Raw genomic sequence first — 27,000 nt, 5'->3', positions numbered from 1 at the left:
CCTATGATCGAAATAAAACAGGTTAACAAGGAGTTCAAACAGGGTGATCAGACGATCCATGCCCTGCGAGACATTGACCTCCAGATTCCTCAGGGCAGAATTTTTGGTGTTATTGGTGCATCAGGTGCTGGTAAAAGTACGCTGATCCGCATCGTCAACCTGCTGGAACGCCCAACCTCCGGGAAAGTCGTTGTCGACGGCGTTGAGCTCACCGCTTTGTCTCAATCAGAACTGACCCGCGAACGCCAGAAAATCGGCATGATTTTCCAGCACTTCAACCTGCTTTCCTCACGCACTGTGTTTGACAACGTGGCACTTCCTCTGGAATTGGCAGGCAAAGACAAACAACACATTCAACACAAAGTGACTGAGCTGCTGGATTTGGTCGGCCTAAGTGATAAACACCAGAGTTATCCTTCTAACCTCAGCGGTGGTCAAAAGCAGCGTGTAGCCATTGCGCGCGCATTGGCGAGCGATCCAAAAGTTCTACTGTGTGACGAAGCCACCAGCGCATTGGATCCGGCGACGACCCACTCCATCCTGAACCTATTGCAGACCATCAACCAGAAGCTGGGCTTGACCATTTTGTTGATCACCCACGAAATGGACGTAGTGAAGCGCATCTGTCACGAAGTGGCGATTATTGGTGGTGGTGAGTTGGTAGAGAAAGGGCCTGTGGGCGATATCTTTGCCCATCCGAAAACAGAACTGGCGCGCACCTTTATCCGCGCAACGCTGGATCTTTCCATTCCACAGGACTACGAAGAACGACTGCAACCTCAGAGTGAAGGTCATTTACCGCCACTGGTTCGCCTTGAGTTTACTGGCGCCAGTGTCGATGCCCCGCTTATCAGCCAGGTATCACGAAAGTTCAATATCGACATCAGCATTCTGAGCTCTGACATGGACTATGCGGGTGGCGTGAAATTTGGCCTGATGCTGGCCGAATTCTTTGGCGACGAAGAGAACGTCAACCTCGCGCTGACTTACCTGAAAGATCACAACATCAACATCGAGGTGCTGGGCTATGTCGCTTAATATCGCTGCCGTTTCAGGCTGGTTTGCAGAAAACGAGCGTCTTGTTGGCCTGTTGATTGACGCACTGGGTCAGACCCTGACCATGGTCTTTGTCTCCGGTGCAATTGGTTTCCTGTTTGGTATTCCTTTGGGTGTGCTGCTGCACCTCACCAAGCCCCGCGGCTTGTTAGAAAACGCGGCACTGAACAAATCTATTGGCATCATCGTCAATATTGGCCGCTCAATCCCTTTCATTATTTTGCTGGTCGCCATTATCCCATTCACCCGCTTCATCATGGGTACTTCCATCGGCACAGGTGCGGCGATTGTCCCCCTCACTGTCGGTGCAATTCCGTTTATTGCCCGTCTGGTTGAAGGTGCACTGCTGGAAGTGCCGTCAGGCTTGGTCGAGGCAGCTCAGGCGATGGGCGCGACACCACTACAAATTATCCGCAAAGTCCTTCTGCCAGAAGCACTGCCAGGCATTTTGAACGGCGCGACGATTACCTTGGTAACGCTGGTGAGCTACTCCGCCATGGCAGGTGCCGTAGGCGGCGGTGGTCTGGGTGATGTAGGTATCCGATACGGCTACCAACGTTTTGACGGCACCGTCATGCTGATCACCGTAGTGATGCTGGTGATATTGGTGCAAATGATTCAGTCAGCCGGCGACTACTTCGTAAAGCGGGTTGACCACAGATAAAAAACGGATGGTGACACCATCCGGATAAATGGAAATTCTGAATTTTAAGGAGATACGTGATGACTTTTACACTCAAGAAAATTGCTGCAGCTGTTGGCCTCGCTTCTACTCTGGTTTTGACCGGTTGTGGTCAGGAAGAGACCGTTGATCTGACGAAAGTAAAAATTGGCGTTATTGCTGGTGCTGAAGAGCAAGTGGCGGAAGTCGCAGCAAAAGTTGCGAAAGAGAAATACGGCCTGGATGTTGAACTGGTGACTTTCTCAGACTACGTCACGCCAAACGCCGCGCTGGATGAAGGCTCAATCGATGCAAACGCATTCCAGCACAAGCCATACCTTGACCAGCAGATTTCTGACCGCGGTTACAAGTTTGAAATCGCGGGTAACACGCTGGTTTATCCAATTGCAGGTTACTCAACCAAAGTGACTTCTGTTGAACAACTGGAAGACGGCGCACAGATCGCAGTACCAAACGACCCAACCAACCTTGGCCGTTCACTGCTACTGCTTGAGCAACAAGGTCTGATTGAAGTAAAAGACGAAGCGGGTCTGAAAGCAACGGTTCTGGATATCACGGCGAACCCTAAAAACCTGAAAATCGTTGAGCTGGAAGCCGCTCAACTGCCGCGCTCTCTGGAAGATGTTTCACTGGCAATCATCAACACTACTTTCGCTAGCGAAATCAACCTGTCACCTGAGAAAGACGGCATCTTCGTTGAAGACAAAGAGTCTCCATACGTGAACCTGATTGTTGCCCGTGCTAACAATGTAACTGCACAAAACGTTCAGCAATTCGTTCAGTCTTACCAGACTGACGAAGTGTACAACGCAGCATCTGAAATCTTTGATGGCGGCGCGGTAAAAGGCTGGTAATTTGCCAACCTATACCCATTAAATGACGTTAAGAAGCCTGTGAATTTCGCAGGCTTTTTCTATCTATTGGGGCCTGTTGGCTCTAACAACCTGATACACTGCCTTCCCAATACTATCGATCTTGAGTGAACATGGACTTTCTCTCTACCATTGGCCTTTTCATTGGCTCCCTGATTGCCAATACCCTCGCCTCTTTGGCTGGCGGCGGTGCGGGGCTTTTACAACTTCCCCTGTTGTTATTTCTCGGTCTCGGCTTTTCTGTTGCACTGGCAACCCACAAAGTGGCCTCTGTAGCGCTTGGACTGGGCGCGGCACTCAAGCATTGGCGTAGTGGCAACCTCGACCGCAAACTCACCCTTTACGTGACATTGGCTGGTGCTGCCGGGGTGATTGGTGGTGCCAACCTCATTCTTTTTGTGCCGGGTCCTTTAGCCGAAGGGTTACTGGGCGGGTTTATCATTTTGCTGGGTGTTTACTCACGGATGCGAAAAACACTCGGACAGGAAGCAGAGCCAAAACACCGCGAGACGACGGGCATGCTTCTGGGTTGCTTAGGGCTCAGCGCGATCGGCTTGCTGAACGGCTCCCTCACTGCAGGCACAGGCCTGTTCGTCACGCTGTTTTTGGTTCGCTGGTTTGGTTTCGATTACAAGCAGGCTGTCGCACTGACTTTGGTGAGCGTAGGTATATTCTGGAACGGATTGGGTGCGGCAACACTGGCTATTGCCGGCGCAGAGATTTACTGGCCGTGGATCCCTGCACTCCTGGTAGGTTCTATCTTGGGTGGTTACCTCGGCGCGTATCTCGCCGACAAGTACAGCAACAAGATGATAAAAATTGCGTTTGAGCTGCTGACCTTTGCTGTTGGTATCAAGCTTTTGTGGGGCGTGTTATGAACAAAGTAAATATCGAGATTTATTACTGCCGCCAGTGCAACTGGATGTTGCGCGCAACCTGGATGTCTCAGGAGTTGCTTTCCACCTTTAGCGAGGAAGTGGAGAGTTTAACCTTATACCCAGACACAGGTGGCAGGTTTGAAATTCACTGCAATGGCGAATTGATTTGGGAGCGCAAGCGGGATGGCGGCTTTCCTGACGCAAAAGTGCTGAAACAACGCGTCCGCGATGTATTCGATCCAGACCGAGATCTGGGGCATGTCGACCGTTAACCTGCGCTTCTGACGAGTATGCCAGCTGACATTTTAGTCAGCCAGCATACCGTACATCACAATGCTGTTGTAGCTGACTACGCCCAGTACTTCAGCACCTTCAATCACTGGCGCACGACTGATACCAAATCGCTCAAACAGACGAGCACAATATTTAACGTTCATGTCCGGTGCCACATGCAGAGCTGGTTTGGTCATGATTTCGTAGATATTCACACGCTCTGGCGAGCGGTTTTGTGACAGTACTTTCTTGGCAATGTCATTCATCAAAACCAAACCAAATTCATCATCTTCATCGCGCTTTTTGACGATCAGAGCCTTCACTTCCTTATCTCGGGCAATACGAATCGCTTCTGCTACGGTCGTCAAGCCATCGATTAGCGCATAGTCGTCTTTCATGACGTCGCGGACTCTTTTGGTCACTTTCATAACTCATCCTCAATCTTGCTGCTTAATTCTTGCACTTGATGCGCCACCCCAACGGCATCTTCCACATCCAGCTGCACCGCAATGCCTTTACCAGACGTCGCATCAAACTCTCCCACCTCATTGACGGTTTCGAGGATTGAACGGGCGAGATGTTCTTCCACCAAAAATAATACGACGTCACGCTGCACATCCAGTGTCAGACCAAAGAAGGTTTTCTTCTTAGTCAGCCCTTCCCCACGCGCATTGTTTATCACCGTCGCACCTGTGGCTCCAGCCGTTCTGGCGGCATCCAAAACCGCGTCGGTTTTGGAGTCCTCAATGAAGGCTACTATCAGTTTGAATCGCATTATGATTCCCTCGTATTTTCTTCGGTGGTGCTGCGTTTCGCCGCCCACTCTGTTAACTGCGCGTATCCCATGACAGTAATCATCGGGAACAGGCTGGCAAAGGCAATGAGGCCAAAACCATCAATTAAAGGGCTTCTGCCCGGAACCGTTGAAGCCAGTCCCAGACCAAGTGCGGTAACCAAAGGTACGGTCACCGTCGACGTCGTCACACCGCCGGAATCATAAGCCAGCGGCACAATAAATTTCGGGGCATAGAAGGTTTGAATCACCACCACCACGTATCCGGCAATGATGTAGTAATGAATCGGGTCGCCCGCGACAATGCGATAACAGCCAAGGGAAATTCCTATCGCTACCCCAATAGCCACAGAGAAACGTAAACCATTCACACTGATTGCCCCACCAGAGACCTGCTCCGCTTTGATAGCAACAGCAATCAATGAGGGCTCAGCAACTGTGGTACTGAAACCAATGGCTGCGGCGAAAATGTAAACCCAGTAATAGTGCTTCCAGGAGAAGTTCTCGGGAATGCTCTCTCCTTCGCCAAACAAAAAAGCGGGCGCAGTCAGCTGAACAGCCATCGATTCACCCAATGGGAAGAGCGCCATCTCCAATCCCATCAGGAACAACGACAAACCGAGAATCACGTAGACAAAGCCAAAGACGATTTTCTTCAAATTCACTATCGGCTTTCTGAGCACGGCAAACTGAAAACCGAAAATGATGCAGACAATCGGAATCACGTCCCGAATGGTCGAGAGTAAGGTCTCAATGAAGGTCGGAATGAGCATGGACAATACATTCATGTCGCCACCATCCCGTACACCATGACGAAAATCATTGGCGAGAGCGACGCAAACGCTATCAGACCAAAACCATCTACCATGGGGTTGCGTCCTTTAATCACAGTCGCAAGACCAACGCCTAACGCTGTCACCAAAGGCACAGTGATGGTCGATGTCGTCACGCCACCTGAGTCATAGGCAATACCAATGATGTAGCGCGGCGCGAATGCCGTCATGGTCACCACCAGAATGTAGCCGCCGATGATGATGCGATGAATGGGCCAGCCTTTCAGAATACGCAGCACACCAAGCACAATGGCAAATCCTACCGAGAGTGCGACCGTGATACGAAGTCCATTAGCATAGGAAGATTGCGCGTCTTCGGTCATCGCAATCATGCCGCCTTCCGCAGCGACTTCAGCCGCTTCAGCAGCCACTGCAGTCAAAGCGGGTTCAGCGATTGTGGTGCCAAACCCCAGCAAAAAGGCAAACACCACCAGCCAGAAAACACTGCCTTTTCGAGCCAGCGAGTGCGCCATGGATTCGCCGATGGGAAACAATCCCATTTCCAGACCGAATACAAAGAAAGTCAGCCCCATCACGACCAACACCAGTCCAATTAGGATGGACAGTGAATCAGGCAAAGGCTGTTGTAAAACAATGATTTGAAAAAAGCCGATCACAAGAATGATAGGAAGTAGATCCTTCAAGCTCCCTAGCATTGAGGTCAGCAATGCGGTAAGTCCCTTCACACTCTCTCCAGAGAAAATGTCCCGACCCAAAAGTCCGGCACTGTATAAAAGCAAACAGATGATTTTTTGGTGAGGTGTTATACCCAAATAGCCTGAAGATGCCCGTATTCAGAGGTCATCAATGCGTTCAATTCAAGGCAAATTTCACGAGGAATAGTGGTTCTATTTCCGTGGAATTTAACGAAGAAGTGGGCGCATTGAAGCCCTCCCTCCGGGCGAGTTGGCTGACGCCGTGCTCTTTGTTGTTCCTTTTTGATGGAGGTGACTACACCTGCAAAGGAACGCCGCGATCACAACGCCAGTCAATCTCGCTGAATCCTGCATCTTCAGGTTGTTTGGGTATAGCCAATTTAACCCTGAGCCAGTGTATAGAAATTTACCAATCCACAATGTCTATAGGGTGATAAAGCTAACAAGGTTTTTGTGAATTTCAGCATCGTGATCGCTATCAGGCTGATCAATTAACCATTTGAATGCATACTGAATCTATACCCTTTGGTTCTGGAAAGAAGATTGCGCTTTATGAAAATTCTGATTACTGGCGGGACTGGCCTTATCGGGCGGGCACTCATCGATAAACTGGAAGACCATGAGATCACCGTTTTAACGCGTTCTGCTCAAAAAGCAGCGTCACTGTTACCCGGTCGTGTTCAATACATCGAATCTCTTGATGCACTGGATAGCTTTGATGACATAGACGCCATTATTAATTTGGCTGGGGAGCCTATCGTCGACAAGCGCTGGTCGGAAAAACAGAAAGGACTCATTTGCTCCAGTCGCTGGGGTATAACAGAACAAATCGTAAAGAAAATCCTTGAATCCGACTCACCACCGCACACCTTTATCAGCGGCTCTGCGGTGGGCTATTACAGCGATCAGGGAGACAAAGAAATTGATGAGTCACTCACGGTTGACTCCACAGATTTCGCTCACTTGGTTTGTGCAAACTGGGAGAAAATTGCCCGACGCGCATCAGCAACCGGCTCTACGCGAGTCTGTGTTCTTCGGACTGGCGTTGTTCTTAGCCCAACAGGTGGTGCACTCAAAAAGATGTTGCTGCCTTATAAGTTAGGGCTTGGTGGTCCGATTGGAAAAGGACAACAGTTCTTTCCATGGATTCATATCGACGACATGACTAGCGGTATCGTGCATTTGCTCAACAGTGAAGATTTGAAAGGAGACTTCAACTTCACTGCACCGACACCGGTAACCAATAAAGAATTCAGCTCGGCGTTGGCAACCGCCCTTCAACGCCCACACTTTCTTTTCACGCCAGAGATAGCCATAAAACTGGCTTTGGGTGAGGCATCTCAACTCTTGCTAGACAGCCAAAAAGTGATACCTGTAGCCCTTCAGGAAAGCGGGTTTAACTTCTCTTACCAAACACTCCAGCCTGCACTGGAGAATTTGGTGCAATAGCGATGAAAAAAGAGCACGCATGAAGCGTGCTCTTTTCGGTCGCTGAAACCATCAACGCTTCAACGGTTCTAACAAGCCCCGAAGCATCCAGGCTACTGTCAGGAAGACCAGTCCGACAGCCAATGTCGGCAAGCTCAGCCAGACCTCAGGGTGCAAGCGAACCGGTAGCTCAACGCCCCACTTCAACAAACCTGCCATCGCAAGTTCTGCCCCACCAACAGCCATACAGCCGGATACCAGCGCCATAATGCCGTATTCCGCCCAAAGCGTGGTGTTGATGCGTTTCTTACTCGCCCCCAGCGTTCGGTACAACATGATTTCACGCTGGCGTTCGGCCAAGGTGATTCGAAGCAGTGTCAGCAAGAGCAATAAACCACTGGCTACCGCCAACCCCGCCAATACTGACAGCGACAGGCTCACTTGTTTGAGGATCACCTGAATTCTTCCGCTCATGGTGCGTAGATCCAGCAATGTCACTGTCTGGTAGTCACGCCCAAGCTGATTGAGGATGTCGCTCTGACTGTCTTCCAGTCGGAAACTGACCAACCAGTTAGCAGGTAAGTTATCCACTAAAGCCGGGTCGAAAATGAAGTAGAAGTTGGGCTTCATGTTGCGCCATTCCACATCACGAATCGAGTTTACTTCCGCCGTAAATTCCTGACTGTTGACGTTAAACGTCAGCTCATCACCAAGGCGAAGTCCCAACCTTTCTGCAATGCCAGATTCAACTGAAACTCCACCATCGCTTGGCCATGAGCCTTCCAACACTTCGTTATGGGTTGGCAAGGTGTCGCGCCATGTGAAATTGAGCTCACGACGAAGCGCTTCATCCCGCTCTTCCCTGTCTGGCGTAAGCTCAGCATAACGCTGCCCATTCAGACCAACCAAACGACCTCGGATAATCGGATAGGCTTCCGAACGTTCCAAATTGTTCGTGTCCAGCCTGCCAACGTAATCATCCAGTTCACTTTTCGCGATATTCAACGCGAACACGTTTGGTGCATTTTGTGGCAGTGTTTGCTGCCAATCATCAAGCAGATCAGTACGAAGCAACCAGATAATCGAAAGCAGCATGAATGACGTTGCCAGCGCGCCAAGCTGCGCACCACTTGATGCCGGATTTCGTGTTATTCGACTGAGCGCCAGTTTGAATGCAGGCTGTTTAACGCGTTTCTGCGCGACTTTCAGCACCATTACGCCAATCGCCGCCAGAAGGCTGAGCATCACCACCAAGGCCGCCAATACCAGCCAAAGCAAACGGTTATCGTATGACCATGCCACCAGCGCAAGGATTGGCACTGCTGCCAACAACCAACTCCAAGGATTCTTCCTCGCGCGCACTGCGCTTTGCTCCTGCAACACACTCATGGCAGGCGCTTCAATCAACCGGATCAGTGGAATACCCAATGCGGGAAGTGCCACCAATAAAGCCACCATAGGACCGAGCACCCAGGGCAGATAACCATAGCTCGGCAAGGGTGAAGGCAGCACATCTGCCAGCGGCAACCGCAGCAGATATTCAAGCGCTGCACCGAGTCCCAAGCCAAGCACAGTTGCCATCAACATCAGCATCAGAAGCTGTCTACCAAGCCAACGTCTCACCCAACTGCGCTGGGCACCAAGGCTTTTCACCATGGCAAGCGTCTGGGTGCGGCTATCTACATAATGCTGACAAGTCAGGAGTAAGGTGGCCGCTGCCATGATGATGACCAACACAACGGTTAAAGAGAGGTAACCGCGGCTCCTATCCAGCATGTCTCCTGTGCGATCCCCCGTATTTTCATCGATCCAGCGTTGTCCGTCGATCGGCGTATAAGCGGTCTTTACTGCTTCAAGGTCACTGCTGTCACCACGGAAGAAATAGCGATAACTCACCCGGCTTCCCGGACGCACGACACCTGCTGCAGAGACATCGCTCAGGTGCATCATCGCCGCCGGCATTTGGCTGAACGGATTAAAGGACAGCTCAGGCTCAGAAATGATTTTACCGCTGACTGTCAGGGTTAAATCACCCACATCGACTTTGTCTCCCAAGCCCACATCTAGCAGCGTGAACAGACGTTCTTCCAGCCAAAGTTCGCCAGGTTTGACGCTGTCTTGCATCGCATCCGCACTTTCCAGCTCCAAAGCGCCACGGAGCGGGTAGTTACTTTCTACCGCTTTCACGCTGATGAGCTGCATTTCATTGTCGCTGAATGCCATGGTGCCAAAGCGCGTTTGGTCAGAGCGTTCGACATCAATGCTGTCAAAATTCTGCAGTGTTTGCGGTGCCAGAGGCTGATTGCTTCGCAGCACCAAGTCAGCGGCCAGCATGGAACGGCCTTGCTGGGTGAGAACGGATTCAATGCGCCCTGCCAGTGCAGAAAGGGCGAAGACACAGGCAATAATCAGCGCCAATGCCGCAACGACAGGCCAAAGCTGTCCGTGGAAGAGTTCGCGCCAAGCCCAGCGCCAAACAAGAGTTTTCCTCATGCTGCCCCCGCCAATTCGCCTGCGTTAAGGTGCAAAGTACGGTGGCATTTCTCAGCCAGTGCCGGGTCATGAGTAACAAGGATCAGGGTGGTACCGTGGTCACGGTTGAGTGAGAAAAGCAGGTCGATAACCGTTGCTGCGGTGTGCTGGTCGAGATTACCTGTCGGTTCGTCTGCGAACAGAACATTTGGGCGGGTCATAAAGGCGCGGGCAATCGCTACGCGTTGTTGCTCACCACCAGAAAGCTGCGAAGGTAAGTGGGTTTCACGCCCTTTGAGCCCGACCGACGTAAGAAGCTCCAGCGCCCTTTCTTCATCTTCATCATCACCGCGAATGGTACAAGGAAGAAGCACATTCTCCAGCGCGGTCAGGGAAGGTACAAGCAGGAAACTTTGGAAAACGAAACCGATAGACTCGGCCCGAAGGGCTGCTCTCGCATCATCATCGAGCTGGCTTAAAGGCTTGCCCAAAAGCTCAATTTCGCCGGCCGACGGTGTATCTAAACCAGCAAGCAATGTCATAAGCGTGGATTTTCCTGCGCCGGAAACCCCAACTAAAGCAATACTTTCGCCCTGCTCGACCTGAAGGGAAACATCCTGCAGAATGGTCAGAGACTGTGCATTCGTCGTCACTGTTTTAGAGACGTTACTGGCCCTGATCACTGGAGTTGTCATGATTCGCATCCTTTCTTTTTGTCTTTTGATTATCAGTCATAGCGCCGCGGCGCAGACGCTTCTTGTACTTGGCGATAGCCTCAGCGCCGGCTACCAAATGGCGATTGAGAAAAGCTGGCCCAGCCTCATTGAACCTAAGCTGACGGAAACCAGCAAGATCACTTCCGTCGTCAATGCCAGCATTTCCGGCGATACCTCTGGGAACAGTCTCGACAGACTACCAGCCCTGCTTGAACAGCATTCACCTGACTATGTGCTAATTGAACTGGGTGCTAACGATGGACTGCGAGGATTCCCACCCAAGCAGATACGCAATAACCTGTCCGAATTGATCAGTTTAAGCCAGGAAAATGGCGCGCAGGTGATGTTAATGCAGATCCAGATCCCACCTAACTATGGTCAAAGATACAGCAAGGCTTTTGCTGATATCTATCCGGAATTAAGTAAAGAAATGCAAATTCCACTCATTCCGTTCTTCATGGAGAAGGTGGTTTTGACCGAAGGCTGGATGATGTCAGATGGTCTGCACCCTAAAGACATCGCGCAGCCTTGGATTGCAGAATTTATGGCAGAGCAGATGCTGCCACACATCAAAGAGCAAGGATAAAACAAGAATGAAAAACGCAGTATTGATGACCGGATGTTCAACCGGCATCGGCTATGTCTGTGCCCACGCCCTCGCAAAGCAAGGGTTTGATGTGATTGCATCATGCCGAAAATTAGAAGATGTTGAGCGCCTGAGAGAGGAAGGACTGACCTGCATTCACCTTGACCTTGCTGACAACGACAGCATTCTCAATGCTGTGGAAGAAGTCAGGGTCATGACGGACGGAAAGTTGATGGGGCTTTTTAACAATGGCGCTTATGGCCAACCTGGCGCGCTGGAAGATTTGCCCACCGACGCTTTGAGAAAGCAGTTTGAGACCAACTTCTTTGGCTGGCACACGCTGACCCAAGCTGTGATCCCAATGATGATGGCTAACGGCAAAGGCCGCATTGTTCAAAACAGCTCTGTGCTGGGTTTTGTCGCACTGAAATTCCGCGGCGCTTACAACGCCAGTAAGTTTGCGGTCGAAGGCTGGACAGATACCTTACGTTTGGAACTCGCAGGCTCACCGGTAAAAATCAGCTTAATCGAACCTGGCCCGATAGAAACCCGATTCCGAGCCAATGCACTGGAAGCGTTTTACCGGTTCATTGATATCGAAAACAGCCGATTCAGAAGCGATTATCTCGCCCAGCAAGATCGCATGGAAAGCGAAAACTCGACCAACAAATACACCCTGCCGTCGGAGTCGATCATCGCGCCTCTGATCCACGCGCTGACCGCAGAAGATCCTAAAGTCCGTTACCGTGTGACCAAGCCGACCCATTACATGGCTTGGTGTAAGCGACTTCTTCCATCCAAAACACTCGATAAAATTCTTGCAAAGGGCGGATAAAAACCCAACCTCTGCCGCAGAAAGAAACATACCGGGCAGTTTTTGCCCGGTTGCTCTCAGAATCGTGACATCAAAACTATCTTTCTATGTTCATCTTTCTGTCACAAAACCGCGTTAACCTCTCTCATGTACCGTGAAACACCTGCCCCCAACTTCCACTTCGATGTGATGCGTGTCGGATCAGGCCGTGAACAGGGATACAAAAAGAACAAATACCCCAAAAGGAGCCGGACTATGTCCTTAAGTCAATTGAACTGGCTCTGTTTGAGTGTAACGCTGGCAATTTTGCTTGTGTTTTAAGTCAGCGTTTCACATCGACGAGCACAAAAGAATGAAGGCCACTGGAAATCCAGTGGCCTTTTTCGTTATTGGACTCACGATAAAGATCAGTGATTTGATCCAGCAATATTCAATATTTATCGGCGCTTTAGCGGATAATGCCTTGAATTTTCATATCGTCCCCCCCACCTTTACAGCAAAGAACTTCTAACGCTCAGGCGACGCTATGCAACCAAATTATATTGTTGAACTTAACGAGCAGAACTTTCAGCAAATCCTGGAAGGCTCGGTTGAAACTCCAGTCCTCATCCACTTTTGGGCACAAATGAGCCCCGAGAGCACTGAAATTGTTCCGGCACTGGAAAAACTGGCACACGAATATGCAGGCGCATTTACGCTGGCTTTGCTCAACTGCGAGCAACAGCAGATGCTGGCTTCACAATTTGGTGTGCGTGCTTTGCCTACCATCGCTCTGTTCAGCAACGGCCAACCTGTCGATGGCATTGCAGGGCCACAGACTGAAGACACAGTGCGTGAAATGCTGGTTCGTCATCTTCCAAGCCAGGATGAAATGACCTTTAAACAAGCACTGGCGTTAATCGCCGAGGGCAAACACACCGAAGCACTGCCATTGCTAAAATCTGTTGAATCTGCCTTGGGTGAGACTGGCGCGCACAAACTGGCAGTCGCCGAGTGTTACGTTGAAGCGCAGCAATTTGATGATGCGGAAGCGCTGCTATCGAAAGTGTTGATGCAAGATCAAGATGCGCAATACAAAGCGCTGATGGCAAAAGTCGAACTTCATAAACAGGCAGCAGACACACCAGAGATTCGTGAGCTACAAGCTGCATTTGAAGCGGATCCTGAGAACAAAGAACTCGCCTATGAACTGGCTATCCAATACAGTCAGGTTAATCGTCAGGAAGAAGCATTGGAGTTGTTGATTGGCTTACTGCGCAAAGACCTGAACTTTGCAGATGGCGACGCGAAAAAGACCATGATGGATATTCTCGCCGCTTTGGGGCAAGGCAATGAACTGGCCAGCCGTTATCGTCGCCAACTCTACTCTTTACTCTACTAATATCAATATATTAAATACAAAAAAGGCCGCTTCCAGAAGCGGCCTTTGTGTGTCTGTGTGTTAATCCTCAGTACAACACCAAGTCAACACCTTTGATGTCACCCAACGTTCGTTTACCGGTAAGGTGCTGGCCGAAATAACCCAGTAACAATTGGTTAGATGCGTTGTGCATCAAGGACGAATCAATAGTACCTGTCAGCCCCATGAACGACACACCCGGCAAGTGATTCAGGTCAGAGAAGTTCATATGCGTCGCCCCTGTGAAAAGCGCTTCGCAACTGCCCTTTGGCGCATGCTCCTCGAGCAAAGTCTGATTAACCCAAGCCATGCTTTCATTGGAAGGAGCCGTCGCTAAATCACCATACGCCACACATAGCGGCGTATTCAGTGATTCACTCAACGATGCGGCATAGATATAGCTGTCTAAACTCATGGCCGCTTTGACACGAGCATCGTTGTAGGCCAAGTGAGCTGCTACACTGCCGCCAAAGGAGTGACCAAATACGCCAATTGCATCAGTGCCAAAATGGCCTTTCAACGGCGTTTCAATTACGCCTGTATCCAATCTACCTTGTGCATTCAGAACGGCGATGTTGTTCGCCGCCCATTCGATCACAAAGCTCGGCATCTCAACAAACTGTCCTTGTTCAAGCGCCGACGCAGCCTTTGCCCAATCATGAAACGATTCGCTCTCTCTCATATCGACAGAAGCTTTATCCATCGCCCCCGTTAAGATGGCGATGTTGTCCATATCCAAAGGATTATCCTGGTGAATGAGCTCTCCGCTCATGCGACGGGTTACTAGGCTATGACCAGGGTGGCTGATAGACAACACGATATAACCATGGCTCGCCAACTCTTCCATTTGTGTCAGGTTTTGGTAAGCATGAGAGCCAAAACCATGGTTGAACAACAGAATAGGATGATCGCCCGGCAGGGCGGCGGCATTGATAACAGCATGAGAAGGACGTGGATCTTCTAATAACGCAGGCGGCAGCCCTTGCTGCTCGCCGATTGCTTCTGCCAGATAGGCCTCCATGTAAGGAAGAGATTCCCCTTCTGACAGCACGGCAGGATACCAAGCCGTCACCAACACCCACCGCTCCCCTTCTGTCACTTCAAACTCAGTGACACCAACGGCGTGTTCACCGGATGGGGAAGGCTTTTCAGGAGGCGGCAGTATGAAAAATGCCACCGCGAGCACCACAACCAAAGAGAGAAAACCTAGACCAATGTACTTTAGAAATTTCATCGAATAACCCACTTATTTTTATACTGCGGGCCATGGTCTCACCAAGTGCAAGCGTCGCAATAACAAAGTGAGAGCAATAATTGAATACACAGATCTTGATCGAAGTTAGCCGTATGCCGTTCCATAGGTTTTCAATTTTCTATCGGAGAACTCTCAGAATCAGAGGATAATGCCTCGATAATTGGGCAGCAGGCGCTGTCATCGCCGGGGCAGGTGCTAGCCAGTGATTTTAGTGATTTCTTCATCGCCTGAAGCTCTTTGATTTTGTCGTCGATCTCCGCGATTTTCTCCAAGGCCTTTTGTTTCACATCGGCACTTCGGCGGTTTGGGTTACGCGACATATCCAGCAAGGCCTGACATTCATCTAGACTAAAGCCGACCAAACGCGAGCGGCGAATCATCTGTAACTCATTAATGTGTTGCTGGCCGTACGCGCGGTAACCATTCTCTAAACGTGCAGGTTCGCTAATGATGCCCTTTTGTTCGTAGAAACGAATTGTCTTAGGAGTAAGCCCAGTCGCCTTGGCAATTTCATTTATTTTCATACCACGATCCTCGGTCCGAACTTCACGCTTGACCTTACAGTTGATGGAAGGTTTATTCTGTGGATTATGACCAGTCCGCCTGTGGGACTGCAAGTAAATTTATAGGTATCGAAATGACAGATACAGAATTGAACATTACTCAACAAAGTACTGAAGCGGCGACGCCTGTTACGCTTCCTTTGTCCGGTTTGAGCTGCATGGGCTGTGCACGCAAAGTAAAAAATGCCGTCGAAACTATCGATGGTGTGTCGATACTGGACGTTGATACCACCTCCCTGACTATCAACGCTGATGCGCCTTTGCGTGAGGTTATCAATGCCGTGGAGTCGCTTGGTTATCAAGCTGGAACGACGACAACATTGCCACTGATTGGGCTAAGCTGTGGACGTTGTGTTGCCAAACTGAAAGCCGCTTTTGAAGCTTCCCCGAAGGTTTTTCTCGCTGATTTGAGTAAAACCGAAGCCACCATAAAAAGCGCATTAACAAAAGAAGAATTGGCAGCCATTGTCGAAACGGCAGGCTATCAGGTGGCAGCAACACAAGATGATGAAACAATCCTCCCGGAAGCCGCATTGAAGCCTGAAGAAACGAAAGACGAGGCTTCAACGCCGCAGTTACCAATTTCAGAAAGTGCTTCCCAGCAACTGATTCTCTCCGGCATGACTTGCGCAAGTTGTGTGTCCTCCGTTGAAGGTGCAATTAAGAGCGTGCAAGGAGTCATTAGCGTCAACGTGAACCTTGCTGAACGCACTGCCCTGGTGTCGGGCGACGCAGATACCGATGCCATCATCAAAGCTGTTGAAGCGGCAGGCTATGGCGCAGAAGTCAGTGAAAGCGAAGAGACGCGCCGTGAACGCCAGGCAGCAATGCATTCAGAGCAGTTGGCAGAGCACAAACGCCACACCTGGTTATCTCTGGGCTTAGGTGCACCTTTGATGGCATGGGGACTGTTTGGTGGCTCAATGACCATTGACAGTACCGCTAGCCAAATCGGCTGGGGCATCATTGGCCTGTTAACCTTTGTACTATTGTGTACTGCGGGTAAACATTTCTTCGTAAATGCAGTGAAAGCCGCACGCCATCACCGCGCGACCATGGATACCTTAGTCGCTTTGGGTACGGGTTCGGCTTGGCTGTACTCTGTTGCCGTGGTGTTTGCGCCGGATCTTTTTCCTGCACAGGCACGTCATGTGTACTTTGAAGCCACAGCCATGATTCTGGGCCTGGTGACGCTCGGTCACGCTATTGAAGCCAAAGCGCGGGCCTCGACATCTAAAGCACTTGATCGCTTACTCGACCTGCAACCACCAACTGCGCTGGTTGTCGAGAATGGGCAGGAGCGAGAAGTCCCTCTGGCTGCCGTGCAAGCAGGCATGATGCTTCGCGTGAAACCTGGCTCAAAAATTCCGGTTGATGGTGTGGTTCAAGACGGCGAGAGCTTTGTCGATGAATCCATGCTGACTGGCGAGCCGCTTGCCGTTCGCAAAACCGCAGGGGAAACGCTGCATGCCGGTACCGTGAACCAAAACGGTAGTCTGCTGTTTAAAGCCACCGGTATCGGTAGCGACACTATGCTGTCACGCATTATTCAGTTGGTTCGTCAGGCACAAAGCAGCAAACCGGCGCTGGCGCGCATGGCGGATTCTATTTCGGCGATTTTCGTTCCTACCGTCATGATCATTGCCATTCTGACAGCACTTGGCTGGTACAACTTTGGCCCTGATCCGAAGCTCAGCTTTATGCTGGTTACCGCGACCACTGTGCTGATCATCGCCTGTCCTTGCGCGCTTGGTTTGGCAACGCCAATGTCTGTGACTACTGGCGTTGGCCGTGCGGCCGAGCTTGGTGTACTTATTCGTGATGCAGAGGCATTGCAACATGCAGCTTCCGTAGACACTGTCGTTTTGGATAAAACCGGCACACTGACCGAAGGCAAACCGCAAGTAACGTCGATTATCAGCCTTGCATTGCCCGATGAGGAATTGCTACGTATCGCTGCAAGCCTTGAACAGGGCTCTGAGCACCCACTGGCAAAAGCAGTGCTGGAGGCGGCGAAAAGTAAAGACATTGCCCTTGCTTCGGTATCGAACTTTGAAGGCATTCCAGGAAAAGGTCTGAGTGCCAATATTGATGGCGACACTTATTTCTTGGGTAACGCCCGATTGATGAAGGAAAAAGGGATCGCACTGGAAACAAGCCAAGATGCCGCCAAGCAGCAGGCGGATCGCGGGGAAACCGCTGTGTATCTGGCAACACGCACTGAGCTTCTCGGTCTTATCGGCATCAGCGACCCATTGCGTTCAGACTCTGCCAGCGCAGTGAAACGGCTTAAAGCTCTAGGCTATCAGGTAGTAATGCTCACTGGTGATCACCCTGATACTGCCAATGCCATTGCCAAGCTGGCAGGGGTTGAGAATGTGATTGCGGGGGTTTTGCCAGACGGTAAAGCGAATGTGATCACTCGCCTGCAAAGCGAAGGAAAGAAAGTCGCCATGATTGGTGATGGCATCAATGATGCACCAGCGTTGGCCAAAGCTGAAGTTGGTATTGCCATAGGCAGCGGCAGCGATGTTGCGATTGAAAGCGCCCAGATGACGTTGATGCGTCACTCAATCAATGCCGCCACTGATGGCCTCACCTTATCCAAAGCAACCCTTCGAAACATGAAGGAAAACCTCTTTGGTGCATTTGTTTACAATTCTCTGGGTATTCCGATTGCGGCGGGTGTGCTATATCCCCTCACCGGCGCACTGCTGAGCCCAGTTGTTGCCGGTGCAGCCATGGCATTGTCGTCAATTACCGTTGTGAGTAATGCCAACCGACTGCGCTGGTTTAAGCCACCCAAAGGAGAAAACCATGCTGGTTAATTTCATTGGATTGGGACTGATAGGAGCCATTATCTGGTGGTTCTGGCTCGCGGAAAAGAAAAACTAATTGCCGCTTTATTTGAGTGATTTAACGCCTTTTGCCACTTAGCAACAGGCATTTCCCCGGGTTAGTTTCATCGTCCGGGGATAACATCGAGGAGAAAATGATGAAATCTAAACTTGCTGCACTGTCGTTTGCACTGCTGTCCACCAGCGTATTCGCTGCTTCTGGCATCACTTACAAATCCCCTTACTGCGGCTGTTGTAAAGAGTGGGTAAAGCACATGGAAGATAACGGCTTTGAAATGAAGTCTGAAGACCATGTGAACATGAACCCAATTAAGATGAAGCTTGGTATCAAGCCAGAGCTTGCTTCGTGCCACACCACTGTTATCGACGGTTACCTGTTTGAAGGGCACATCCCAGCAAGCGATGTAAAAGCCTTCCTGGAGCAGAAACCAAAGCTAGCTGGTCTTGCAGTACCGGGCATGCCAGTGGGTTCTCCAGGCATGGAATATGGCGATCAGAAAGACCCATATGATGTCGTTGGCTTCTCGAAAAGCGGTATGACTGTCGTCTTTAACAGCCACAACAAAGACTGACATTTCATTCCTGTGCCTCCATACTGGTTCTTCAACAGTATGGAGGTTTCATGTACCGCATTACTACCCTGCTTTTTTCACTACTTTTTAGCACGTTATCTTTTGCCGCCCCTCAAGTCTGGCAAGCGCAAAAAGGTGACCTTTTCTTTACCATCATGGGTTCCGTGCACGCCGGCAAACCAGAGTTTTACCCTCTTCCCAGTGTCATGGTCGAGCGTTTTGAGTCTGCCGACGGGCTAATCGTAGAAGCTGACATCATTAACGATAAATCGATTTCCATCCCCAAAGGTAAACCTTCAGCTTCTTACCTGACTGACGCCCAGAAAGAGACGTTTGAGCAAATCGCAGCAGAGACTGGTACACTATCAAACGTGCTGCTTAATCTTCCTCCCTGGCAAGCAGCCATGGCACTCCAGCTTTACCAAATCAATCAGTTGGAACTCCAACAACTGCTGGGCATTGACCTTTACTTCCTCTCACGAAGTCAGAAGCATTCTGTACCTGTAATCCCATTGGAGACCGTACAGCAGCAAGTCGACTTACTGGCCAATGCAAACAAGGATGGTTTGGAGTTACTGACAGATACCCTGGATTACTGGGAACTTTCCAAAGAGTTTATGCCCTGCCTAATTGATGCTTGGCAGTATGGTGACGGTGCGAAAATGGAAGAAATGGTGGCTGTAATGAGTGGCGCAGGAGAATTCGAGCGTCAGCTTATAGATGAGCGTAACCACAACTGGCTGGACGCGCTCACTGACAAATCGCGATTTAACAAAGGAAATTACGTCATGGTTGTCGGAGCACTGCATCTTTACGGCAAAGAAGGTGTGCTGACGCTGCTGGAAAAAGCCGGTTTCGACGTAAAACTCTTAACGCAGGGTAAAAAGGTTGATTGCGAAATTCCGGCAATTCCATGATCGACTCAATCAGCCGCTCACCAGCACCTGAGTAACAATCATTGAGACCAGAAACAACAAAATAAACCAGATGACAATAGACTTTCTCATACCCTTTTCCTTACTGCGGTAAAGCCAGAATCTGGGAGTAGTTTACCGCATACACGATGAGGAAAAGAGCACAATTGGAAGGTTTGTTACAAACAATAAGAGCAGCGAATTGCTGCTCTTATTAGAGGAATAAAAAGAAGCCGAAGTGCGTTGCTGCCTTCGGCGTAAGCAACCAAGTCTAAATTTAACTGGTTTAAGGGAATTATTGTGTTCCTGGCTCTTTCATCGCCTTGTAGACAAAGAACCCAGCCATAAAGCTAATCATGCCCAAGGCAACAAAAATGACGATCATTGAGGAGAGGCCAATTGCGTTGCCGAAAAGTAGGTCTAACCAGAATTCCATTTTTGTGCTTCCTATGTCTGTGAACGTTAAGACTAGGTTGCCAATTGGTGAAAGAATCAACGATGATCCAGATCAAGTGAAGCTCGTGTTAGTAGCACGTGATAATTCAAGTGTGTGTGTTGTCGCAATTTATTTGGGATTGGTGATCCTTTGAGCGAACGGTTCGTACCACGCAAAAATCCTGATAAAACACTTGAGTCTTAAGCGTGGATGAGTAATATAACCAACCTCTGAGACGCACAGCGAATCAGCATTGTCGGTGAATAGCGCAGTTTGGTAGCGCATCTGGTTTGGGACCAGAGGGTCGGGGGTTCGAATCCCTCTTCACCGACCACTTTTCAAGACTTGAGCGATAAGCTTGAGCAACATTGTCGGTGAATAGCGCAGTTTGATGGCGCATCCGGCTCTTGAGAATAGCGGACCAGAGGGTCACCCTCTAATAACGAAATCTCAAGATACAAAACATATGTTCGGTGAATAGCGCAGTTTGGTAGCGCATCTGGTTTGGGACCAGAGGGTCGGGGGTTCGAATCCCTCTTCACCGACCACTTATCAAGACTTGAGCGATAAGCTTGAGCAACATTGTCGGTGAATAGCGCAATTTGATGGCGCATCCGGCTCTTGAGAATAGCGGACCAGAGGGTCACCCTCTAAAAACGGAATCTCAAGATACAAAATATATGTTCGGTGAATAGCGCAGTTTGGTAGCGCATCTGGTTTGGGACCAGAGGGTCGGGGGTTCGAATCCCTCTTCACCGACCACTCTTCGAAGCCTCGCAGCAATGCGAGGCTTTTTCTTATCTGTTTCATTTTACGTCTGCGGATGTTCATGCGTCCCGCATGATGGGTCGGGTACGGAAGGCCGCCCCGCTCGACGGCAAGTCCCATCGAATCCCTCTTCACCGACCACTCTTTGAAGCCTCGCAGCAATGCGGGGCTTTTTCTTATCTGTTTCATTTTAGGTCTGCGGATGTTCATGCGTTTCGCATGATGGGTCGGGTACGGAAGGCCGCCCCGCTCGACGGCAAATCCCATCGAATCACTCCTCACAGACTAATATTCAAAACCTCGTATTCATAGGGGACTTTTTCGTATTATTTTCCGTTGTAACTCTTTGCTCTACTGCGTTATTCACTTCCTACGAGACCTCAGAATTGTTTGCCGTTATACTCAAACTATGCTCCAACAACCCGCTACGACTATGAACGGCAACAACGAGTTCGATTTATTTCGGGAGATGATGGCAGACGTCGCGCCTATCAAGCACGATACGGTCGATAACTCCCAACAATCACACAAACCGACTGAAGCCCAGCTGGCGCGTCAGCTTGCGGCTCAAAGCCTCTCTGAGGGTGATCCAGAGTATCTATCTATTGATTATGCCAAGATACTTAAGCCTGACGATATCGTGGCTTTCAAGCGTCCTGGTGTACAGGATGGTGTGTTCAGAAAACTCCGTCTGGGTAAATATGACATTCATGCCCGACTGGACCTGCACAAATACACGCTGAAAGATGCTAGAGATGAAATCCTGCGCTTTCTAAAGCAATGTCAACGCATGGACATTCGCACGGTGATCATTGTGCACGGAAAAGGCGAACGCTCTAATCCTCCCGCTATGATGAAAAGCTATGTCTGCCAGTGGCTGGAACAGATCACTGACGTGCAATGTTTCCACTCAGCCCAGCGTCATCAAGGTGGTACCGGCGCAGTCTATGTGATGATTAAAAAGAGTCAGGAAAAGAAACTGGAGACGCGGGAGCGACACCTCAACCGCCGCAGTTAATGTCTTATACCCAAACGAAAACAGGAGCCGTCGGCTCCTGTTTTTTGTTCTGGATATTGTCTACCTATAGCGTCACTACAACCCGAACTGCGAGGCCAATGAGCACGACGCCACACAGACGATCAATGAGCACCGCTTTTTGCTTCAGTTTTTCCAGCATAAGCGGAGACGAGAGCGCCAAGGTCACTAAGGTGTACCAAAGGCCATCAATGGCAAACGGTGTTATCACAATCACCGAACGACTGAACGTATCGGTGCCGATGGCAACAAACTGACTGAACAGGGCAAGGAAGAAAAGTGCCAGTTTAGGATTGAGAACGGAGATCATGGCGCCATCTCGTGCCGCTTCCCATAGGGTGGTTTTTTCCCCTTTTTCCAGTTTGGCTGCGACTCCGCCTTTCGCGCGTAGAGATTTAATGCCGAGCCAGGCAAGATAAGCGGCACCCGCATAGGCGATAGCGGTAAAAAGCGTGGGGGATTCTTTGAGAATAACGGCTAGACCAAGAAGTGTTAGCAACGCATAGAAACCAACACCCAACGCATGTGACCAAGCAGCAACAATGCCGTGTAAGCGGCCTCCTGCCAGACTGTGTCGCATCATCACCACAAGGCTCGGTCCCGGGGAAACTGCCCCTAAAATACACACCAATGCCAGACCAAGCCACACGGAAAATGTCACTTAGCGCCTCCTTTAACGCCCATCAGGCTATTCAGGCGAATGATCTGTTCATTCGTCAGTTCAATCATACAGTTAAGGTATCCCTGCCCACTGCCGGAGCCTGAGGCATAGCTCGCCTCCACCATTTTACATTGGTTTTCACGCCAGTATTGGAACCCTTCCATTGAGCTCGTCAAAATGGGGAGCGCGTCGGACGCCGATGATACTTCATCCAACTTTTTAAAGTGTGCTCTAAGCGCGGTTTCTGTCTTGTTCAATGCATCCTGTGCCACCTTCCAGTGGTTATCCAAGCACGCAGTGACTTCAACGTTTGTCTCAGATGCTTTGTAGCATGCCATCAATGCAGAATGTTCTTTTCCAGCAAAGGCCGTCAGAGGTAAACCCAACATAACGAATACCCACCAACTCTTGCGCATGAACTACCCCTCCTTGCCGATCGCGGCAAATTTTCCTTGTGTCAGTGAGAGTAAATCTGAGGGAGAAAGTTCAATTTCAAGGCCACGTTTGCCCGCGCTGACGTAAATGGTTTCAAAGGCTTGAGCCGTATCATCCAAAAGCGTCAGTAAACGCCTTTTTTGACCTAGCGGACTGATGCCACCTACGACATAACCTGTCGTCTTTTCTGCGATGGTTGGATTCGCCATTTCGGTTTTCTTTGCACCCGCAGCTTTCGCCGCCGCTTTTAAATCCAACTGACCAGAAACCGGCACAATGGCAACAGCCAGCTTTTTCGGGTCTCCGTTCATCGCAAACAGCAGGGTTTTAAAAACGCGCGCCGGATCTTGCCCCATCACACTTGCCGCTTCTAACCCGAAGTTGGTGTTATTCGGGTCATGTTCATAACTATGAACGTGAAAATGAATGCCTGATTTTTCCGCCAGTGTAATTGCCGGTGTCATATCCTTTCTCTCTGATTCTGCTCTTGAAATAAACCATCAAGAGTTCAGGGCTTTATCCCGCTGATAATGACACAAAAAAAGGCACTGTCACCAGTGCCTTGTTGTCTCTATCGCGAGTTTCCTCGCGAGGGAATAATGTGATTACTTGTAAGTAATTTCGCCATTTGGCGCGTACTTGTTCACATCAATTGGAGAATTTTTCTCCAGGTAATCCTTCAGTACTTCTGCATCCACAAAGCCAGTGTTCACGTTGCCAGGGTGGTCAGTCAGTTTCGGGTAACCATCGCCGCCGGCTGCGTTGTAGCTAGGTACAGTAAAGCGGTAAGTTTTGTTTGCATCCAGCGGCTCACCGCCAATCACAACATCACTCACGCCATCAGGTGACACTGTCATTGAGATGCCGTAGAACTGTGCGTAAGCACCTGAGTCAACTGGTTTGGTTGCCACTTCGTTCAGGTAATCCAGCACTTCTGCACCACTCATGTCGGTGTATGTCACCATGTTCGCAAATGGCTGAACCGTCAACACATCTTTGTAGGTCACGTCACCTTCTTCGATTGAGGCACGGACCCCACCGGAGTTCATTACCGAGAAGTCTGCTTTTGCACGGTCTTTGTGCGCTGCTGCAATCAGACGACCCAGATTAGTTTGCTGGAAGCGAACAACATTGCGATCACCTTGCAGATGGCCATTGGTTTCTGCAATTTTCACGTTCAGTTGCTCCTGACCTTTGTCCTGATAAGGCTTCAGGAAGTCATAAAGCGCTTTGTCCTTAGGAATTTCGTTCTGGATGAAGACTCGTTTCTTCTCACCGTTCACCTTGATTTTCTTCTTAAGGTTCACAGGGATCAGGTCGTAAGACACCAGATTCAACTCGCCGTTGCGGAATTCAAAGTCCGCTTTACCTACATACTTGCCCCACTCGTGCGCCTGAACAATCCAGGTGCCGTTTTGGTTGTCCGGCTTACACTCGTCGCCCGGCTTGAACGACTTGTTGTACATGTTCGGGCCTTCCATACAAACAGGCTCTTGTGAGTGACCACCCACAATCATGTCCAGCGAGCCTCCATTCAGGTAGCGAGCCAGTGCCACATCACCGGGAGCATTGATACCACGTCGGCCATCTTCGTAGTGGCCCATGTGCGTTGCAGCGATGATGATGTCAGGGTTCTCGGTTTCTTCCAGTTCAGCAATCAGCTTTTTCGCTTCTTCTTTAGGATCACGGAAGTCCAACTCACCGATGAACTCAGGGTTACCGATTTTCGCGGTGTCTTCTGTTGTCAGACCAATAACCGCAATACGCAGGCCGTTGCGCTCAAACATTTGGTAAGCCTGATATTTACGGTCGCCAGTGGCTTTGTCATAGATGTTTGCTGACAACATTGGGAAATCAGCCCACTCCATTTGCTGCTCAAGCACATCCAACGGGTTATCGAATTCATGGTTACCCAAAGCCATTGCGTCATAGCCGATCATGGTCATGCCTTTGAAGTCGGGTTCTGCATCTTGCAGATCAGACTCAGGAACACCGGTATTGATATCACCACCAGACAGAAGCAGCACTGCTGCACCTTGAGCTTCGGCATCATCGCGTAGATTATCGATCAGCGTTTTACGCGCAGCCATGCCGTACTCGCCGTGGCGGTTGTGCCAAAAGCGACCGTGGTTATCGTTGGTATGAAGAATGGTCACTTTGTAAGTGGTATCTGGTTGCCAACCTGGTACAACTTCCGTTGTTTCAGTGGTGGTTGAACAGCCTGCCACTGAGGCAAGTAACGCAGCACTAATGGCCAGTTTTAGAGAGAGGCGTTCTTTCATGGTGATACCTTTATTCGTGATTACTACGAAGCGAAAGCCGCGCCGAATTGATGTCAGCGCGAACACAAAACCGCTTTTTTCACAGGGTAGTTTAAATAGTTCGTTTGGGTATCAAAGATAGGTAGAGGCAAAGTGACGCATGGATCACCGAATAACACCTCAACTGCAGACAAATCGACCACAATTGAGGTGTATGACGACTCAGGAAAGTGTCTTAAGCTTGCTGTTTTCTGCTTCGTAATATAGCGAATGCCGCCGATACAGCCAGTAAAAAGCAGTAATACGACTGACTCACAACACTCAATGGAGACAGCCCAAAAATAGAGCCAAGCAGTAACGCCTGCGCACCGTAAGGCAGAATGCCCTGAATCACACAAGAGAAGATATCCAGTAAGCTGGCGCTGCGTTTTGGTTCAACATCATGCTGGGTAGCCAGCTCTTTTGCCACGCCACCAGCCACGATAATTGCAACGGTGTTGTTCGCGGTACACAGGTTAGTCATGCTGACCAGCGCAGCAATACCCGCTTCACTTGCGCGAGGAGAGCCTTTGTCAGTCTCTTTATCGGCACGGGACAGGATCAGTTTGCTCAGTTTATCTGTTACAAACGCCAAGCCGCCCTGCTGACGCATCAGCTCGGCCAAACCACCAATCAGCAGCGATAACAGGAAGATCTCCTGCATGTTGCCAAAGCCTTTGTAGATGTCCTGACTGAATGCCATCACGCTGTAATCAGCCGTCTGTGCCATGCCAACAATACCTGCAAACAAGATGCCGATGGTCAGAACAACAAACACATTCATGCCATATACTGCCAATACAAGAATGGTCAGGTAAGGCAACACTGCCAGCCAGTCGATTTCACCCGCGACCGGTGCTTGGGTCACTTCATTGGCAAAGAAGAAAATCACCAGCGCCACCAGAGCCGCAGGTACTGCAATTTTCACGTTCTCACGGAACTTGTCTTTCATGTGACAGCCCTGAGAGCGTGTCGCGGCGATTGTGGTATCTGAAATAATAGAGAGATTGTCACCAAACATCGCACCGCTCAGCACCACACCCGCCATCAGAGCCGCATCGATACCTGTCGTGTCAGCAATGCCCAAAGCCACAGGGGCAACCGCAGCAATGGTGCCCATTGAGGTGCCCATTGCTGTTGCGATAAATGCAGAAATCAAAAACAGGCCCGGCAAAATAAAGCTGGAAGGAAGAATGGCCAGACCTAAGTTGACGGTAGCATCCACACCGCCAGTTGCTTTTGCTACTGCTGAGAAAGCCCCCGCCAGCAAGTAAATCAGACACATCGCGGTAATGTCGCGATGGGAAACACCTTCAATAAATTGACCAATTGCACTGTTGAGCTTTTCTTTGCTCATCAGCACGGCCAGCATGATGGCAGGTAACACCGCTATCGGTGCAGGAAGTTGGTAAAAGGCGAAATCGACATTCTGAGTCGAAAAGTAAATGCCCGTACCTATAAACAGGCACAGGAAAAGCCCGAAGGGCAAAAGTGCTAACGCCGATGGCGCGATATTCGTTTGCTTCTGTGTCATGTTGTGTTGCATATTTTTTGTGAAGTGAAACGCAGGGTAATCCCAAAGCGATAGGGCGTCAACATATAGACGTCTAAACGTCCAAGCTAATTTGTAACAGGTGAAAATACTCTTCTGTCAGCTGCCCATCCAGTGCGCTTTTCCTATTTGTTTTTCTCTCCAAAATCACCGCTAAAGCAAACTCACATTTTCTTAGCTTAAGACAGTAAA

The 27,000-nt window shown here is 49.9% G+C and carries 27 protein-coding genes and 3 tRNA genes; 16 read left to right on the top strand and 14 right to left on the bottom strand.

Features of this window, described 5'->3' with window-relative positions:
* Positions 1-3: 3 nt before the first annotated feature.
* The 5 genes from metN to GCE9029_RS01205 all read left to right on the top strand — a co-directional run bounded on the left by metN (position 4) and on the right by GCE9029_RS01205 (position 3,760).
* Positions 4-1,038, top strand: coding sequence for a methionine ABC transporter ATP-binding protein MetN (metN, locus tag GCE9029_RS01225; RefSeq protein ID WP_062660686.1), 1,035 nt, complete (start codon positions 4-6; stop codon positions 1,036-1,038).
* A complete protein-coding gene (locus tag GCE9029_RS01220) occupies positions 1,028-1,720 on the top strand; it encodes a methionine ABC transporter permease (protein ID WP_002541310.1) in 693 nt (230 codons plus the stop codon). The genes metN and GCE9029_RS01220 overlap by 11 nt, the downstream gene beginning before the upstream one ends.
* 59 nt (positions 1,721-1,779) lie before the next feature.
* Positions 1,780-2,592 (top strand): MetQ/NlpA family lipoprotein, encoded by an 813-nt coding sequence (locus tag GCE9029_RS01215; protein ID WP_002541309.1) that lies wholly within the window; start codon positions 1,780-1,782, stop codon positions 2,590-2,592.
* Between the two features lie 131 nt (positions 2,593-2,723).
* Positions 2,724-3,488 carry a sulfite exporter TauE/SafE family protein gene (locus tag GCE9029_RS01210; protein ID WP_062660685.1) on the top strand — a complete coding sequence of 255 codons (765 nt, stop codon included), beginning with the start codon at positions 2,724-2,726 and terminating at the stop codon, positions 3,486-3,488.
* Complete coding sequence (locus GCE9029_RS01205) at positions 3,485-3,760, top strand: Rdx family protein (protein WP_062660684.1); 276 nt, start codon at positions 3,485-3,487, stop codon at positions 3,758-3,760. Before GCE9029_RS01210 ends, GCE9029_RS01205 begins: the two co-directional genes overlap by 4 nt.
* A gap of 33 nt (positions 3,761-3,793) precedes the next feature.
* On the opposite strand, the gene GCE9029_RS01200 is transcribed toward GCE9029_RS01205, so the two are convergent.
* The 4 genes from GCE9029_RS01200 to GCE9029_RS01185 are packed head-to-tail and all read right to left on the bottom strand — an operon-like array spanning position 3,794 to position 6,073.
* On the bottom strand, positions 3,794-4,189 hold the full coding sequence (locus GCE9029_RS01200) for a CBS domain-containing protein (RefSeq protein ID WP_062660683.1): 396 nt from the start codon (positions 4,187-4,189) through the stop codon (positions 3,794-3,796).
* Positions 4,186-4,536, bottom strand: coding sequence for a P-II family nitrogen regulator (locus GCE9029_RS01195; RefSeq protein ID WP_062660682.1), 351 nt, complete (start codon positions 4,534-4,536; stop codon positions 4,186-4,188). Before GCE9029_RS01195 ends, GCE9029_RS01200 begins: the two co-directional genes overlap by 4 nt.
* The gene (locus GCE9029_RS01190) at positions 4,536-5,342 is read right to left on the bottom strand and encodes a DUF1538 domain-containing protein (RefSeq protein WP_062660681.1); all 807 of its coding nucleotides are present in this window, start codon (positions 5,340-5,342) and stop codon (positions 4,536-4,538) included. Before GCE9029_RS01190 ends, GCE9029_RS01195 begins: the two co-directional genes overlap by 1 nt.
* On the bottom strand, positions 5,339-6,073 hold the full coding sequence (locus tag GCE9029_RS01185; RefSeq protein ID WP_062660680.1) for a DUF1538 domain-containing protein: 735 nt from the start codon (positions 6,071-6,073) through the stop codon (positions 5,339-5,341). Before GCE9029_RS01185 ends, GCE9029_RS01190 begins: the two co-directional genes overlap by 4 nt.
* A 522-nt stretch (positions 6,074-6,595) precedes the next feature.
* Between GCE9029_RS01185 and GCE9029_RS01180 the strand changes: the two genes are divergently transcribed.
* Positions 6,596-7,492, top strand: coding sequence for a TIGR01777 family oxidoreductase (locus tag GCE9029_RS01180; RefSeq protein WP_062660679.1), 897 nt, complete (start codon positions 6,596-6,598; stop codon positions 7,490-7,492).
* Positions 7,493-7,543: 51 nt separating this feature from the next.
* Here the strand turns inward: GCE9029_RS01180 and GCE9029_RS01175 are convergent, their stop codons facing one another.
* Entirely contained in the window at positions 7,544-9,964 is a 2,421-nt protein-coding gene (locus GCE9029_RS01175) for an ABC transporter permease (RefSeq protein ID WP_062660678.1), read from the bottom strand.
* Positions 9,961-10,638 carry an ABC transporter ATP-binding protein gene (locus tag GCE9029_RS01170; RefSeq protein ID WP_062660677.1) on the bottom strand — a complete coding sequence of 226 codons (678 nt, stop codon included), beginning with the start codon at positions 10,636-10,638 and terminating at the stop codon, positions 9,961-9,963. The genes GCE9029_RS01175 and GCE9029_RS01170 overlap by 4 nt, the downstream gene beginning before the upstream one ends.
* Here GCE9029_RS01170 and tesA point away from each other — a divergent pair.
* The 3 genes from tesA to GCE9029_RS01155 all read left to right on the top strand — a co-directional run bounded on the left by tesA (position 10,637) and on the right by GCE9029_RS01155 (position 13,440).
* Positions 10,637-11,245, top strand: a complete 609-nt coding sequence (gene tesA, locus GCE9029_RS01165) for a multifunctional acyl-CoA thioesterase I/protease I/lysophospholipase L1 (RefSeq protein ID WP_046307243.1) — start codon at positions 10,637-10,639, stop codon at positions 11,243-11,245. The two genes, GCE9029_RS01170 and tesA, sit on opposite strands and share 2 nt — an antisense overlap.
* Positions 11,246-11,252: 7 nt before the next feature.
* Positions 11,253-12,080 carry an SDR family oxidoreductase gene (locus tag GCE9029_RS01160; protein ID WP_062660676.1) on the top strand — a complete coding sequence of 276 codons (828 nt, stop codon included), beginning with the start codon at positions 11,253-11,255 and terminating at the stop codon, positions 12,078-12,080.
* 505 nt (positions 12,081-12,585) lie between these two features.
* Positions 12,586-13,440: a thioredoxin family protein gene (locus GCE9029_RS01155; protein WP_062660675.1), complete on the top strand. Its 855-nt coding sequence runs from the start codon at positions 12,586-12,588 to the stop codon at positions 13,438-13,440.
* A 67-nt stretch (positions 13,441-13,507) separates the two neighbouring features.
* Here the strand turns inward: GCE9029_RS01155 and GCE9029_RS01150 are convergent, their stop codons facing one another.
* Both GCE9029_RS01150 and cueR read right to left on the bottom strand, forming a co-directional pair.
* Complete coding sequence (locus GCE9029_RS01150; RefSeq protein ID WP_062660674.1) at positions 13,508-14,692, bottom strand: alpha/beta hydrolase family protein; 1,185 nt, start codon at positions 14,690-14,692, stop codon at positions 13,508-13,510.
* A 131-nt stretch (positions 14,693-14,823) separates the two neighbouring features.
* Positions 14,824-15,237, bottom strand: coding sequence for a Cu(I)-responsive transcriptional regulator (cueR, locus tag GCE9029_RS01145; protein ID WP_062660673.1), 414 nt, complete (start codon positions 15,235-15,237; stop codon positions 14,824-14,826).
* A 113-nt stretch (positions 15,238-15,350) separates the two neighbouring features.
* Here cueR and GCE9029_RS01140 point away from each other — a divergent pair, with 113 nt between their 5' ends.
* The 3 genes from GCE9029_RS01140 to GCE9029_RS01130 all read left to right on the top strand — a co-directional run bounded on the left by GCE9029_RS01140 (position 15,351) and on the right by GCE9029_RS01130 (position 19,623).
* Positions 15,351-18,104, top strand: coding sequence for a cation transporter (locus tag GCE9029_RS01140; protein ID WP_062663079.1), 2,754 nt, complete (start codon positions 15,351-15,353; stop codon positions 18,102-18,104).
* A 167-nt stretch (positions 18,105-18,271) separates the two neighbouring features.
* Positions 18,272-18,706 carry a DUF411 domain-containing protein gene (locus GCE9029_RS01135; RefSeq protein WP_062660672.1) on the top strand — a complete coding sequence of 145 codons (435 nt, stop codon included), beginning with the start codon at positions 18,272-18,274 and terminating at the stop codon, positions 18,704-18,706.
* Positions 18,707-18,756: 50 nt separating this feature from the next.
* On the top strand, positions 18,757-19,623 hold the full coding sequence (locus tag GCE9029_RS01130) for a TraB/GumN family protein (RefSeq protein WP_062660671.1): 867 nt from the start codon (positions 18,757-18,759) through the stop codon (positions 19,621-19,623).
* 292 nt (positions 19,624-19,915) lie between these two features.
* On the opposite strand, the gene GCE9029_RS25720 is transcribed toward GCE9029_RS01130, so the two are convergent.
* The gene (locus GCE9029_RS25720; protein WP_002541291.1) at positions 19,916-20,056 is read right to left on the bottom strand and encodes a DUF3149 domain-containing protein; all 141 of its coding nucleotides are present in this window, start codon (positions 20,054-20,056) and stop codon (positions 19,916-19,918) included.
* 257 nt (positions 20,057-20,313) lie between these two features.
* Here GCE9029_RS25720 and GCE9029_RS01125 point away from each other — a divergent pair.
* The 4 genes from GCE9029_RS01125 to smrA all read left to right on the top strand — a co-directional run bounded on the left by GCE9029_RS01125 (position 20,314) and on the right by smrA (position 21,842).
* Positions 20,314-20,390 (top strand) — tRNA-Pro (locus GCE9029_RS01125).
* Between the two features lie 137 nt (positions 20,391-20,527).
* Positions 20,528-20,604: transfer RNA gene (locus tag GCE9029_RS01120), tRNA-Pro, on the top strand.
* A 137-nt stretch (positions 20,605-20,741) separates the two neighbouring features.
* Positions 20,742-20,818 (top strand) — tRNA-Pro (locus GCE9029_RS01115).
* A gap of 439 nt (positions 20,819-21,257) precedes the next feature.
* A complete protein-coding gene (gene smrA / locus GCE9029_RS01110; protein ID WP_082804240.1) occupies positions 21,258-21,842 on the top strand; it encodes a DNA endonuclease SmrA in 585 nt (194 codons plus the stop codon).
* A gap of 64 nt (positions 21,843-21,906) precedes the next feature.
* On the opposite strand, the gene GCE9029_RS01105 is transcribed toward smrA, so the two are convergent.
* The 5 genes from GCE9029_RS01105 to GCE9029_RS01085 all read right to left on the bottom strand — a co-directional run bounded on the left by GCE9029_RS01105 (position 21,907) and on the right by GCE9029_RS01085 (position 26,802).
* Positions 21,907-22,521 (bottom strand): LysE family translocator, encoded by a 615-nt coding sequence (locus GCE9029_RS01105; RefSeq protein ID WP_062660669.1) that lies wholly within the window; start codon positions 22,519-22,521, stop codon positions 21,907-21,909.
* Positions 22,518-22,937: a lysozyme inhibitor LprI family protein gene (locus tag GCE9029_RS01100; RefSeq protein ID WP_062660668.1), complete on the bottom strand. Its 420-nt coding sequence runs from the start codon at positions 22,935-22,937 to the stop codon at positions 22,518-22,520. The genes GCE9029_RS01105 and GCE9029_RS01100 overlap by 4 nt, the downstream gene beginning before the upstream one ends.
* Before the next feature lie 3 nt (positions 22,938-22,940).
* Positions 22,941-23,420 (bottom strand): Cys-tRNA(Pro) deacylase, encoded by a 480-nt coding sequence (gene ybaK / locus GCE9029_RS01095; RefSeq protein ID WP_062660667.1) that lies wholly within the window; start codon positions 23,418-23,420, stop codon positions 22,941-22,943.
* Positions 23,421-23,561: 141 nt separating this feature from the next.
* Positions 23,562-25,238, bottom strand: a complete 1,677-nt coding sequence (gene ushA / locus GCE9029_RS01090) for a bifunctional UDP-sugar hydrolase/5'-nucleotidase UshA (protein WP_062663078.1) — start codon at positions 25,236-25,238, stop codon at positions 23,562-23,564.
* A gap of 214 nt (positions 25,239-25,452) precedes the next feature.
* A complete protein-coding gene (locus GCE9029_RS01085) occupies positions 25,453-26,802 on the bottom strand; it encodes a Na+/H+ antiporter NhaC family protein (protein WP_438356852.1) in 1,350 nt (449 codons plus the stop codon).
* Positions 26,803-27,000 lie beyond the last annotated feature (198 nt).

It is taken from the genome of Grimontia celer (genome assembly GCF_900055185.1).
Taxonomy (GTDB): Bacteria; Pseudomonadota; Gammaproteobacteria; order Enterobacterales; family Vibrionaceae; genus Enterovibrio; species Enterovibrio celer.
This window is presented reverse-complemented; position numbering and strand designations above follow the sequence as displayed.